We start from the raw sequence: 11,804 nt of genomic DNA on the forward strand, positions 1-11,804 counted from the left end.
ACATGGGAGTGGTCCATTCACTCAACGCTTGTTGACTCACTCACCGTAGGATCGGCCGGAGTTTCGGTCAACGGCTGTAGAGTGAATCGGTGTCCACTCCTCACCAGTCCCGCGCCGACCGCCGCCGAGCGACCGAGGCGCGCATCCTCGACAGCGCTCGGGAGCTGTTCGCCGAGAAGGGATTCGAGCGCACCACCATCCGCGCCGTGGCGACCGCGGCGAGCGTCGATCCGGCTCTGGTCATGCAGTACTTCGGCTCGAAGCGGGAGCTGTTCAGCCAGGCCGTGCAGACGTTGCCCGGCCCGCTGACGGCCACTGATGCCGACGAGCTCGTCGATCAGTTGCTGGCCTCGCTCGGACTCAAGCTCGGTGGTCTTCCCGAGGGCGCGCTGGCGATGATGCGGTCGATGCTCACCGACCAGGCGGCAGCCGATCACGTCCGCGCCGCTCTCGGCCGGCAGATCGACAGCGTCGGTGCCGCCCTGCCCGCTGCCGAGGATGCCGAACTGCGTGCCGCACTGGTCGTCACCGCTCTGTTGGGCGTGACCATCGGCCACCGACTCCTCGGCCTGGCGACGCTTCGTGAGGTCCCTGCGGATCACATCGCCGCGTTGCTCCGCCCCGCCATCAAGGCCCTGACAGGACCGCAGGGCTGAACCCAAGTCGTTTTTCCGCCGACCCTTGCTCTGCCCGTTGTTCCGATATATCGTTGACGCATCGCGACAGATCAGCGATAGAAGGAGTGATTGCGATGCGTTCCCATGGATACGAACGTGGACACGGTGGACACGGCTCGCGCGGTCGGGGTGGTTTCGAGGGGCTCCGTGGCGCCTTCGGGCCCTTCGGGCCGGGCGGTCCCGGCGGTGGTCTTCCCGGCTTCGGCGGTCCCGGCGGACCCGGATTCGGTCCGGGCCCCTGGGGGCCACGAGGGCGTGGCGGACCGCGGGGCAGGGCACGGCGAGGCGACGTGAGGGCCTCGATCCTGGCCCTGCTGAAGGACCGGCCCATGCACGGTTACGAGATGATCCAGGAGATCGCCGAGCGCAGTGGCGGGGCGTGGAAGCCCAGCCCGGGTTCGGTGTACCCGACCCTCCAGCTGCTGGAGGACGAGGGCCTGATCATCAATGAGACCGAGGGCGGCAAGAAGCTGTTCGCGCTGACCGAGTCCGGCCGTACGGCGGCCGACGAGGGCCCGGACGCGCCCTGGGAGGAAGCCTCCCGCGGCATCGACTTCGAGGCGCTCGGTGAGATCCGGCAGGCCGGCTTCGGTCTGATGGAGGCCTTCGGCCAGGTCTGGAAGACCGGCAGCAAGGAGCAGCGCGAGAAGGCGCTGGCCGTCATCAACGAAGCCCGCAAGAAGCTGTACCTGATCCTCGCCGACGAGGACTGACGGCCTCCCCGCCGTGAGGAGGGCGCCCCGCGGAACGTTTCCGCGGGGCGCCCTCATGTCTGTGCCCGGCCGCCTCGCTGCCCGGCGCGTCAGGTCACCAGTCCGGCCAGCTTCCGCAGCGACTCGTTGAGCGCCGCCGTCGCCGAGTCCTTGAGCCTGCCCGCCATCAGCGACACCGCCGCGCCCGTGAACTCACTGTCGATGCGAACGGTCGTGGCCTCGCCGTCGGGGGTCAGCGTGTAGCGGTTGACCAGACTCACCGCCATCGGGCCCTTGCCCCGGGTGGCGAACACCCGGGCCGGCTCCAGCTCGTCGATGGTCCACTCGACCTCGGCCGGGAAGCCCATGAGCTTCATGTTCTCCTGGTAGGTCCCGCCGGTTTCCAGGCTCTGGGGACCGCCCTGGGGGAAGCTGGTGTGGGTCGCGTTCCACTCGCCGTACGCGGACCAGTCCGTGAGCTGCGCCCACACCTTCTCGGCGGGTGCCTCGATACGGGCCTCCGCGCTGACCTCGGCCATGCGACCACCTCTTCTGTCGGGCTACGGTGTCGCGGAAAGTAGCCGCACGGCCCGGAACATTCAATACTGATGAACCGTCAGAAAATGTGAGGGTCACTGCGAGTGCTCAGGCGACCCGCCGTATCACCGCCGCGTCGAAGACGTCCCACGCGCGCGGGAGTGGGCTCTCGTCGTGGCAGTGCCAGGCGTCCCAGAACAGGTCCGCGGGCAGTGCGTCCTCCGGGGCGTACACCCGGTACACGTACTGCTTGCCGTCGACGGCCGGCAGCGACACCAGCCAGGACCTGGTCTCCATGCACCTCCTGGGACGTGCGACGGAGCACCGCGGTTGCGTGTACGGCGCGCGGCAAGACGGCGCGCGCCCCTGCGGGTAAAACGGCCTGATCTCATCCGTAAGGAGGAGATTCTGACGCGCCGGGTCCACTTTGTGTGGGACGCCAAGATGCTTCCCCTCGGGGATGACCGCGGGCGAAGGGGCTGATGGGGTAGGGGATGTGCAACCCCGTATCCCCCGGCAGTCGGTCGGCGAGCAAGCCCTCGGCCCTCGCGCGGACGGCGACGCCGGGCTCACCGACGAGCTGGCGGCCGTGGTCACCGGTGCCCGCCGCCGGGCCGTCAGGGACGGGGACCGGCAGATCGACACCGCCCATCTGCTGCACTCCCTGCTGGAGCACGACCCCGAGGTGCGCTCCGTCTTCGACGACGGCCCCGAGATCGCCCGGCTGCTCGGCTATCTCGTGCAGCGCAGCATCGGCTACGGCCTGCGCTGGCAGGGCTCGGTCGAGGACTCCGGCGCGGTACCGGTGATGGAGGACTCCGGCGCGGTACCGGTGATGGGGGAGTCGGACGGCTTCTCCCCGCTGGCCGCCGCGGCGATGGACCACGCCGGCGAGCGCGCCGCAGCCCGCGGCACCGAACCCGCCCGCGGCATCGACCTGTTGGCCTGCCTCGTCGCCGATCCGCAGGCCCGCGCCGTCGAGGTCCTCGACCGCGCCGGCATCGCGGCCGACGCGGTGCTCGCCCGCATCGAGGACCGTGCGAGCCGGTCGCGGTGGTCCAACCGCTGAGACAGGTGTCAACGGGGGTGACGCTCCTGTCGTCGCCTGTCATCATGTGCCTGTGCATACGTCTGAGAGCCGTCAGGTCGGCAGGGCCGGGAGTGGGAGGGGGGTCGGGCTCGGGCTCGCCCTCGGGTCCGCGGTGGCCTTCGGCGGGTCCGGGGTCGCGGCGAAGCCGCTGATCGAGGCGGGCCTCGACCCGCTGCACGTGGTGTGGCTGCGGGTGGCGGGCGCGGCCCTGGTGATGCTGCCGGTCGCCGTACGCCACCGCGCGCTGCCGCTGCGCCGCCCGGCGCTGCTCGCCGGGTTCGGGCTGCTGGCCGTGGCCGGAGTGCAGGCCTGCTACTTCGCCGCGATATCCCGCATACCCGTCGGCGTCGCGCTGCTCGTCGAGTACCTCGCGCCCGCCCTCGTCCTCGGCTGGGTCCGGTTCGTGCAGCGGCGCCCGGTGACCCGCGCGGCCGCGCTCGGCGTGGTCCTCGCGGCCGCCGGCCTCGCCTGCGTCGTCGAGGTGTGGTCGGGGCTGAGCTTCGACGCCCTCGGCCTGCTGCTCGCGCTCGGCGCCGCCTGCTGCCAGGTCGGCTACTTCGTCCTGTCCGACCAGGGCAGCGACGCCGGCGACGAGGCGCCCGACCCGCTCGGTGTCATCGCCTACGGCCTGTTGATCGGCGCCGTCGTCCTGACCGCGGTGGCCCGCCCCTGGACCATGCACTGGTCGGTGCTGACGGGCACCGCGAGCATGAACGGCACCCCGGTCGCCGCCGCCCTCCTGCTGGCCTGGATCGTGCTCGTCGCCACCGTCCTCGCCTACGTCACCGGCGTGGTCTCGGTGCGTCGGCTCTCACCGCAGGTCGCGGGCGTCGTCGCCTGCCTCGAAGCGGTCATCGCGACCGTCCTGGCCTGGGTGCTGCTCGGTGAGCATCTGTCGGCGCCGCAGATCATCGGCGGTTTCGTCGTCCTGGTGGGCGCGTTCATCGCCCAGTCGTCGGCGCCCGCCAGGAGCTCGCAGGAGCCGGTGGCGAGCGGCGGCCAGGAAACGCGGTTGTCGTCCCGCGAGAGGGCTGCCTAGAGTGCGGTTCATGCCTTCGACGCTCGTTCTTCCGCCCCCCGCCGCCTGAGGCGGGCGCCCTCCGGAATCCCGCCCGGCCGTCGGCCGGGCTGAACGGTGCTGCCCGCAGAAGCAGTCCACGGCCCGGCCGATCCGGGCCCCTTTCCGAACTTCTGCGGAGACATTCGTGTCGCAAGCTGCTTTCGGCCTGCCCGTAGGGCGTGGCCTGATTTTCCTGATCGTCGCCGGTGCCGCCTGGGGCACCGCGGGCGCGGCCGCCTCCCTGGTCTACCGGACCAGTGACATGGGCGCCGTCACCCTCTCCTTCTGGCGCTGCGCGGCAGGCCTCGTCCTGCTGCTCGCCGCCCGTCTGCTGCGCAGGCGCCCCCGAGCCGCCGTGTCCGAGCCGCTGGGGCGCCGCGCACTGCGGGTCCTCGCCACGGGCATGGGGCTCGCCGTCTTCCAGACGGCCTACTTCGCCGCCGTCGCCGCCACCGGGCTCGCCGTGGCCACCGTGGTCACCCTCGGCGCCGGTCCCGTGCTCATCGCGCTCGGCGCCCGGATGACGCTGGGGGAGCGGCTCGGCCGGGGCGGCATCGCCGCCGTGGCCGGGGCGCTGGCGGGCCTGGCCGTGCTCGTGCTCGGCGGCGGGGGAGCGTCCGTACGGCCGTGGGGCGTGCTGCTGGCGCTGCTGTCCGCGGCCGGGTACTGCGTGATGACGCTGCTGACCCGTTGGTGGGGCCGCAACGGCGCAGCGGACGCGGGCGGTACGTCGGTGGGCGCGTTCGCGGTCACCAGCCTGTGCCTGCTCCCGTTCGCCCTGTCCGACGGTCTCGTGCCGCACACGGCCCAACCCGCCCATGTGGTCTGGCTGTTGGCCTACATCGCGGCGGTCCCCACGGCCCTGGCCTACGCCCTCTACTTCGCGGGCGCAGCCGTGGTCCGCTCCGCCACCGTGTCCGTGATCATGCTGCTCGAACCGGTCGGCGCGGCGGTCCTGGCGATCGTGCTCCTGGGCGAACGACTCACCACGTCCACCGTCGTGGGCACACTGCTGATGCTGGGCTCGGTCGCGGGCCTGACGGTCGCGGAAGCACGCGGTACGGGGGCGGAGGAACCCGTGCTGGTGTGATCCGGGGTGGGGCGGGGTCCGGCCCCCGCCCCCTCTTCCGAGAGAGCGGCCTCACCGTGCCGCCGACCACACCCCACGCCGCCGCAGTTGGTGCTCGCGGGCGGCCGCGTCCCGGGGTCCTCCGCGCGCCGCGAGTCCGGCCACCACCTGGTCCTGCACCTCCTGCGGCTTGTGGATCGCGTACTTGAACTTCGCCCGTACGCCGACCACTTCGAGCCGCAGCACGCGGATCCCCGAGAGCATCCTCCCGAACGGCTCCTCACCCGCCACCACCGCCACGGATGCGCCCTCCGGCTGGAAGTGGCCGACCTGGCGGTTAAGGAGTCCGGCCTTCTCGGCGGGATCGTCCACGACATGGGCCCGGCAGCGGAGTTGGACCGCGGCGTAGAGACTCGTCGGGACGCCGTGCTCGGGCGGGACGTCCGGCGGGGCTTGCCAGGGCCCGGGGACGAAGACGTAGTCGTCGACCACGCTCAGCAGCACATTCGGGTCGGCCTCCAGCGCGGGCCACAGGGGATTGGGCCGCGCCAGATGCGTGACGACCTCGGCGCGCCCGGCGTCGTAGGCGAAGTGCAGCGGTTGGACGTGGGGCGGCTCGCCCGGCGGACCGTTCACGGCGAGCTGCCCGAAGTCGTGCGAACCGAGCCACTGCTGCCACTCGGCGTCGTCGCCAGGCGCATCCCAGGGATGGATCAGCATCACGGCACCGCCAGGTACTCGGGGAGCTGGGTTCCGGGGGCCAAGTCCGTGTCGGGCACCGGGGGTTCATAGCCCTTGCGCAGGGGGACGATGCCCGCCCAGTGGGGCAGGGTCAGGTCTTCGGGCTCGTCGTTCACGCCGCCTGTGCGGAGCTTGGCGGAGATCTCGTTCAGATCGAGGCGGATCACGGCGGTGGCCGCGAGTTCCTTCTTGTTCGCGGGGCGGCTGTCGGCCGCGCGGCCGGGCACGACATGGTCGACCAGGGCGTCCAGGGCGGCGCGCTTCTCCTCGGGGTCCGTCACGTCGTGGGCGGTGCCGTGGACCACCACGGAGCGGTAGTTGATGGAGTGGTGGAAGGCCGAGCGGGCCAGGACCAGCGCGTCGACGTGCGTCACCGTCAGGCACACCGGAAGACCGGGGTCGGCCTTGCCGGTCATCCGCAGCGGGCGTGAACCCGTCGAGCCGTGCACATAGAGCCGCTCGCCGACCCTGGCGTACAGCGTGGGCAGCACCACCGGCCGTCCGTCGCGGACGAAGCCGAGATGGCAGACGTAGCTCTCGTCGAGTATCGCGTGCACCAACTCCCGGTCGTACGACGCCCGTTCCGGGGAGCGGGTGGGGACGGTGCGGTCGGTCGGCGTGTAGGCGGCGGGCTGCGGCGTCGGCTGCTGCGCTGTCCCCTGCATGGCGATCTCCATCGTGTTGCGGTCCATATTGCACTAGTGCATAATCTGCTTTGTGCTAGGAGGATATCGGATCGAAGGACGGCGCGCAGCGGACATCGCGGGCAGCGTCGAGAGCGCGGTGGGCTCGGGCGAGCTGGAGCCGGGCCAACTGCTGCCGCCCATGCGCGAGTTGGCGGCCGAGCTGGGCGTGAATGCCAACACGGTCGCGTCCGCGTACCGGATCCTGCGGGAGCGCGGGGTCATCGAGACGTCCGGGCGCCGGGGGAGCAGGGTGCGGTCCAAGCCGGCCACCACCGGGCGCGAGTACGTCCGGATGGATGTCCCGGAGGGGGTGCGGGACGTGTCGAACGGCAACCCCGACCCGGCGCTGCTGCCGTCGCTGGCGAAGGTGTTCGCGGCCGCGGGCGAGCAGGCCGACCGGGAGCCCGTGCTGTACGGAGACGCCCTGGTGGAGCCGGAGTTGGCGCGCACGGCACGCGCGGCACTCGACGCCGACGGGGTTCCGGACGGCCCGTTGACCGTCGCGTCCGGCTCGCTGGACGCCATCGAGCGCGTGCTCGCCGCGCACCTCAAACCCGGGGACACCGTCGCCGTGGAGGACCCTGGCTGGGGCAGCCTCCTCGACCTCGTCCCGGCGCTCGGCCTGCGCACCGCCCCGGTGGGCGTGGACGACGAGGGGCCGCTCCCCGACGACGTACGACGAGCCCTCGACGGGGGCGCCCGCGCCCTGATCGTCACCGACCGCGCGCAGAACCCGACCGGAGCCGCCGTGACCGCCTCGCGCGCGCGTGCCCTGCGTGCCGTGCTCCGCGAGCACCCGAACGTTCTCCTGATCGAGGACGACCACGGCCACGGCATCGTCGACCTGCCCCTGCACCCCCTGGCCGGAGGCACCCGCCACTGGGCCTTCGTCCGTTCGGTCGCCAAGGCCTACGGCCCCGATCTGCGCCTCGCCGTCCTCACGGGCGACTCCACCACCGTCGACCGGGTGACGGGCCGGCACCGCCTCGGCCCCGGCTGGGTCAGCCGCATCGTCCAGCGGGCCGTGGTGCGGCTGTGGGCCGACGACGCCCTGAACACCCAGGAGGTGGCGGCCACCTACCGCACCCGCCGCGACCTCCTGATCGACGCGCTCGCGCAGCGCGGCATCGAGGCCCACGGCCGTACCGGTCTGAACGTCTGGATCCCGGTTCCCGACGAGACGGGCGCAGTCTCCCGCCTCCTGCACGCCGGCTGGGCGGTGGCCCCCGGCGCCCGCTTCCGCCACAGCGCCCGCCCGGGCATCCGCATCACGGTCGCGACCCTCGCCCCGGAAGAGGCGCCCCCGCTGGCGGACGCGATCGCGGGTGCCGTGCGGCCGGCGCCGAACCGGAGTTACGCGTAGATCCGGACGGTCCCCTGCGCCAGGCCGCGCCAGGTCGAGGCGGCTAGGCCCGGCCGCCCCGCCGCACCTGCGTCAGCGCCGCCCCCGCGAGAACGATCACGGCCCCGACGGGAGTCGACCACCGCAGCGTCTCCCCGAGCACCGCCACGCCCGCGGCCGTGGCGATGACCGGGATGAAGTACGTGACCATCTGCGCCGTGGTCGGGCCCACTTCGGCGACCAGGCCGTACTGGAGCAGGACGGCCAGGCCGGTGCCCAGGGCACCCAGGGCGGCGATCGCGAGCAGCGGCACGACGGAGAAGTGGGCCGGGAAAGAGGTGAACAGCGGGGTCACGACGGCCAGTTGCACCGTGGCGAGCAGCAACTGCGCGCCGGTCATGGACAGATGGGAGTGGCCACTGCCGGCGAGGGTCCTGCGGACGTAGATCCAGCCGACGGGGTAGCTCAGCGAGGCCAGCAGGGCCATCGCCGTGCCCCTGGCGTCCAGGCCGCTGAAGCCCTCCCACGCGCCGAGCACGGTCAGCACGCCGAGGAAGCCGATCCCCAGCCCCGCGACCCTCACCCGGGTCGGCCGGTCCTCCGACAGCGCGACGAGCGACAGCGCCATGCCCCACAGCGGCGAGGTCGCGTTGCAGATGCCCGCCAGCGTGGAGGGAATCGTCAGCTCGGAGTACGCGAACAGCGAGAACGGCAGCGCGTTCAGGAGGAACGCGGCCACCGTCAGATGCCCCCACAGCCGCAGCCCGCGCGGCAGCCGCTCCCGCTTGACGAGCATCGCCGCGGCCAGCACCGCGGTGCCGAACACCAGCCGCCCCAGGGTGACCTGGAAGGGCGCGTACCCGCGCGTGCCGACCTTGATGAGCAGGAAGCTGAAGCCCCAGATCAGCGAGAGGGCGCCGAAGCGCAGACGCCAGTCGAGGGCGGGGCGGCGTGCGGAGACGCGTACAGGGGTCCGGGGTGTGGTCGCAGTGGTCACGCTGACAACGATGCGACAGCTCATCCCGTAGCACAATCGAGAATTCTCTACGGGTACCTCGTAGTATTGCTTACATGTTGAATCTGGAGCGGCTGCGCACTCTCGACGCCCTGGCCCGGCACGGCTCGGTCAGCGGTGCCGCCGAGGGGCTGCATGTCACGACGTCGGCGGTCTCCCAGCAGATGGCCAAGCTGGAGCGGGAGGTCGGCCAGCAGCTGCTGGCCAAGAACGGCCGGGGCGTGCGGCTCACGGACGCGGGCCGACTGCTCGCCGAGCACGCGACCCGCATCCTGTCGCAGGTCGAGCTGGCCCGGTCCGACCTGGAGGCGCACCGCGGGCAGGTGGTCGGCGAGCTCAGGCTCTCGGCGTTCCCGACCGCCGCGCGCGGCCTGTTCCCCACCGCGCTCGCTGCCCTGCGCGCCGAGCATCCGGCGCTGCGGGTGCGCTCCAGGGAGCTGGAGCCGGAGGGCGGCATCGCCGGAGTGGCCCGCGGCGACCTCGACCTCGCGGTGGTGCTCGACTGGTACAACAAGCCGATGCCGCAGCCCGAGGGGCTGGTGAAGGCCTCCCTCCTGGACGACCCCGCGGATGTGGCGATGCCCGCACGGCACCGGCTCGCCGGGCGCGACGAGGTGGACCTCGGGGAGTTCGCCGAGGACGAGTGGATCACCTGGGGCGAGGGAGAGTTCTGCCACGAGTGGCTGATGTTCACGCTCCGCTCGCGCGGCGTCGAGCCCATCGTCGGCCACCGCGCCGCCGAGACCCACACCCAACTGGGCCTGGTGGCGGCGGGGTTGGGCGTGTGCATCGCGCCCCTGCTGGGCCGTCACCCGATGCCCGCGGGCGTCGTCACCGTCCCGCTGGTGCAGCGCGTGCGCCGACATGTGTATGTCGTCTGGCGCGCGGACGCCGACCGCCGCCCGTCGATCCGGGCGGCGGTCGGGGCGCTGCAGGACGCGGCGCGCAAGGTGGGCTGAGTCAGACGGAGCCCAGCTTGCGGAAGTCCCAGGACACGATCTTCTCCGGCGTCAGCCGCACCCAGGCGTGCCGGCCGTCGTAGGGCATCTCGTCCAGGCCGAAGTTCTTGCGGGCGAACAGGGTCTCCGGGAAGTCGAGTTCGGCGCACAGCTCCCCGGTGCGCGGGAACTCGCCCACGAAGTCCACGGCCCCCGACAGCTCGACGCCGCGCAGTTCGCCGTACTCCTCGCCCGTGTCGACCACGATCGCGACCCGCGGATCGCGGCGCAGGTCGGCCCAGCGCTTGCTGCGTACCACGGAGTACAGCCAGATGGACTTGCCGTCCCAGGCGAACCACAGCGTGCTCACGTGCGGCGCACCGTTCGCCGACACGGTCGCCACCCGGCAGGTGCGCTGGGTGGCGAGAAAGTCGTCCAGCTCACCGGGCGTCATCATGATCTTCCGGCCCCGGCGCTGCGTAGCGGTCATGCGGCCCCCTCTTCTCTCACGTCGTGTCAGAGGAGAGATCCTCTGACATCACGTCAGAAAAGGATGAGCCGTCGCCCGCCCGTACGCAACGACCTTCCGTCGCAACGACCTTCCGTCCGTACGCAATGACCGTTACCCTCGCCCGCCCGGACCACCGCCGACGAGGGGGACCCGTGCCGTCGTACGAACAGCTCAGCGAACTCCTCGACCCCGACTCCACCGTGCTGTTGACCGTCGAGTGCCAGCAGGGTGTGGTCGGCCCGGACAGCGCGCTGCCCGAACTGGCCGAGGAGGCCCGCTCCTCGGGCGTCCTCGCCAACGTCGCACGGCTGGTCGCGGCCGCGCACCAGGGAGGCGTCCAGGTCGTCCACGCGATCGCCGAGCGCCGCCCCGACGGCCGTGGCGCGAACCGCAACGCACGCCTGTTCCGCGCCGCCGAGCGCCTCCCGGTCCAGCAGCTGTCGGGCACCGCGGCGGTGCGCGTCGCCGCTCCGATCGAGGTCACCGAGGAGGACTTCGTCGTACGGCGGCTGCACGGACTGTCGCCGATCCAGGGCACCGACGTCGACGCGCTGCTGCGCAACCTGGGCTGCCGCACGCTGGTCGTGACCGGAGTCTCGGCCAACGTGGCGATCCCCAACGCAGTCTTCGACGCCGTGAACCGCGGCTACACCGCCGTCGTGCCCGCGGACGCCGTCGCGGGGGTGCCGTCCGACTACACCCCCGCGATGATCCGCAACACCCTCGCGCTGGTCGCCACGGTCGCGACCACGGACGAGGTGCTCGGCTGCTTCGAGCGGCCCCGGGTCACGCGAGGGTGATCGAGTCCCCGCTGACGGTGACGTTCTGGGCGGTGAGCCCCGTGGTCGCCGGGCCCTTCTTCACGCTGCCGTCCGCGACCGAGAACTGGCTGCCGTGGCAGGGGCAGACGATGGCGCCGTTGGCGATGCTGGACACCGCGCAGCCCTGGTGCGGGCACTTCGTCGAGAAGGCCTTGAAGGTGCCCGAGGCGGGCTGGGTGACCACCACGGCCTGGTCCTTGAAGATCTTTCCGCCGCCCTCGGGGATGTCCGACGTCTTGGCCAGCGCGCTGCCGCCGCCCGAGCCGGAGGAGGCGCTGCTGCCGGAGCCGCTGTCGCCGCCGGTGGAGGCGTTGTCGCCGGCCTGGGTGCCGGAACTGCCCGACGAGCTGTCGTCCGAGGATCCGCACGCGGTCAGCGCGACGGCGAGTCCCGCAGCGCCCACCGCCGCCACGACCGTACGGCGGGCAGGTGCCGGGGTGGGGGGAATTGATTCGCTGGTCATGCTGACGTTCCCTTCCTTGCAAGCGTCGTTGATCTGCACAGGGGTACGGCCGTTCGCCATGGGTTGTTCAGTCGACGTCGAGAGCTTGTCAAGGTCACGTCCACAGGTGGGTAAAGCCGCGCTGTCGCTTTGCTGTCGATGTCGGCGCACCGCGCGTCCGGC

Annotated in this window: 15 protein-coding genes; 8 read left to right on the forward strand and 7 right to left on the reverse strand. The window is 72.0% G+C overall.

All coding sequences use genetic code 11. The features are described from left to right. Positions 1 to 89 precede the first annotated feature (89 nt). On the forward strand, positions 90 to 656 hold the full coding sequence (locus tag JYK17_RS41010) for a TetR/AcrR family transcriptional regulator (protein ID WP_108010053.1): 567 nt from the start codon (positions 90 to 92) through the stop codon (positions 654 to 656). 95 nt (positions 657 to 751) lie between these two features. Continuing rightward, positions 752 to 1,390 (forward strand): PadR family transcriptional regulator, encoded by a 639-nt coding sequence (locus JYK17_RS17935; RefSeq protein WP_108010051.1) that lies wholly within the window; start codon positions 752 to 754, stop codon positions 1,388 to 1,390. Positions 1,391 to 1,479: 89 nt separating this feature from the next. Here JYK17_RS17935 and JYK17_RS17940 read toward each other — a convergent pair whose 3' ends face one another. Beyond that, positions 1,480 to 1,908, reverse strand: coding sequence for a type II toxin-antitoxin system Rv0910 family toxin (locus JYK17_RS17940; RefSeq protein WP_108010049.1), 429 nt, complete (start codon positions 1,906 to 1,908; stop codon positions 1,480 to 1,482). 106 nt (positions 1,909 to 2,014) lie between these two features. After that, a complete protein-coding gene (locus JYK17_RS17945) occupies positions 2,015 to 2,203 on the reverse strand; it encodes a hypothetical protein (protein ID WP_108010047.1) in 189 nt (62 codons plus the stop codon). 199 nt (positions 2,204 to 2,402) lie between these two features. Between JYK17_RS17945 and JYK17_RS17950 the strand changes: the two genes are divergently transcribed. The 3 genes from JYK17_RS17950 to JYK17_RS17960 all read left to right on the forward strand — a co-directional run bounded on the left by JYK17_RS17950 (position 2,403) and on the right by JYK17_RS17960 (position 5,146). After that, the gene (locus JYK17_RS17950) at positions 2,403 to 2,975 is read left to right on the forward strand and encodes a Clp protease N-terminal domain-containing protein (protein WP_308011695.1); all 573 of its coding nucleotides are present in this window, start codon (positions 2,403 to 2,405) and stop codon (positions 2,973 to 2,975) included. Positions 2,976 to 3,021: 46 nt separating this feature from the next. Continuing rightward, positions 3,022 to 4,035, forward strand: coding sequence for an EamA family transporter (locus JYK17_RS17955; protein ID WP_108010043.1), 1,014 nt, complete (start codon positions 3,022 to 3,024; stop codon positions 4,033 to 4,035). A gap of 166 nt (positions 4,036 to 4,201) precedes the next feature. Further along, positions 4,202 to 5,146 carry a DMT family transporter gene (locus JYK17_RS17960; RefSeq protein WP_108010041.1) on the forward strand — a complete coding sequence of 315 codons (945 nt, stop codon included), beginning with the start codon at positions 4,202 to 4,204 and terminating at the stop codon, positions 5,144 to 5,146. Positions 5,147 to 5,197: 51 nt separating this feature from the next. On the opposite strand, the gene JYK17_RS17965 is transcribed toward JYK17_RS17960, so the two are convergent. After that, complete coding sequence (locus tag JYK17_RS17965; protein WP_128803650.1) at positions 5,198 to 5,845, reverse strand: FMN-binding negative transcriptional regulator; 648 nt, start codon at positions 5,843 to 5,845, stop codon at positions 5,198 to 5,200. Further along, on the reverse strand, positions 5,845 to 6,531 hold the full coding sequence (locus JYK17_RS17970) for a pyridoxamine 5'-phosphate oxidase family protein (RefSeq protein ID WP_128804576.1): 687 nt from the start codon (positions 6,529 to 6,531) through the stop codon (positions 5,845 to 5,847). The genes JYK17_RS17965 and JYK17_RS17970 overlap by 1 nt, the downstream gene beginning before the upstream one ends. 52 nt (positions 6,532 to 6,583) lie before the next feature. On the opposite strand from JYK17_RS17970, the gene JYK17_RS17975 reads away from it, so the two are divergent. Next, positions 6,584 to 7,915 (forward strand): aminotransferase class I/II-fold pyridoxal phosphate-dependent enzyme, encoded by a 1,332-nt coding sequence (locus JYK17_RS17975; protein ID WP_108010037.1) that lies wholly within the window; start codon positions 6,584 to 6,586, stop codon positions 7,913 to 7,915. A 43-nt stretch (positions 7,916 to 7,958) separates the two neighbouring features. Here the strand turns inward: JYK17_RS17975 and JYK17_RS17980 are convergent, their stop codons facing one another. Next, on the reverse strand, positions 7,959 to 8,915 hold the full coding sequence (locus JYK17_RS17980; RefSeq protein WP_372465163.1) for a DMT family transporter: 957 nt from the start codon (positions 8,913 to 8,915) through the stop codon (positions 7,959 to 7,961). A gap of 50 nt (positions 8,916 to 8,965) precedes the next feature. Between JYK17_RS17980 and JYK17_RS17985 the strand changes: the two genes are divergently transcribed. Further along, positions 8,966 to 9,868, forward strand: coding sequence for a LysR family transcriptional regulator (locus JYK17_RS17985; protein WP_128803651.1), 903 nt, complete (start codon positions 8,966 to 8,968; stop codon positions 9,866 to 9,868). 1 nt (position 9,869) lies between these two features. Here JYK17_RS17985 and JYK17_RS17990 read toward each other — a convergent pair whose 3' ends face one another. Beyond that, a complete protein-coding gene (locus JYK17_RS17990; RefSeq protein ID WP_108010031.1) occupies positions 9,870 to 10,337 on the reverse strand; it encodes a pyridoxamine 5'-phosphate oxidase family protein in 468 nt (155 codons plus the stop codon). 173 nt (positions 10,338 to 10,510) lie between these two features. Between JYK17_RS17990 and JYK17_RS17995 the strand changes: the two genes are divergently transcribed. Next, complete coding sequence (locus JYK17_RS17995; RefSeq protein WP_128803653.1) at positions 10,511 to 11,158, forward strand: cysteine hydrolase family protein; 648 nt, start codon at positions 10,511 to 10,513, stop codon at positions 11,156 to 11,158. Here JYK17_RS17995 and JYK17_RS18000 read toward each other — a convergent pair. After that, on the reverse strand, positions 11,145 to 11,642 hold the full coding sequence (locus tag JYK17_RS18000; protein ID WP_108010196.1) for a Rieske (2Fe-2S) protein: 498 nt from the start codon (positions 11,640 to 11,642) through the stop codon (positions 11,145 to 11,147). The two genes, JYK17_RS17995 and JYK17_RS18000, sit on opposite strands and share 14 nt — an antisense overlap. Positions 11,643 to 11,804: the final 162 nt, after the last annotated feature.

It is taken from the genome of Streptomyces plumbidurans (genome assembly GCF_019857225.1).
Classification (GTDB): Bacteria; Actinomycetota; Actinomycetes; order Streptomycetales; family Streptomycetaceae; genus Streptomyces; species Streptomyces plumbidurans.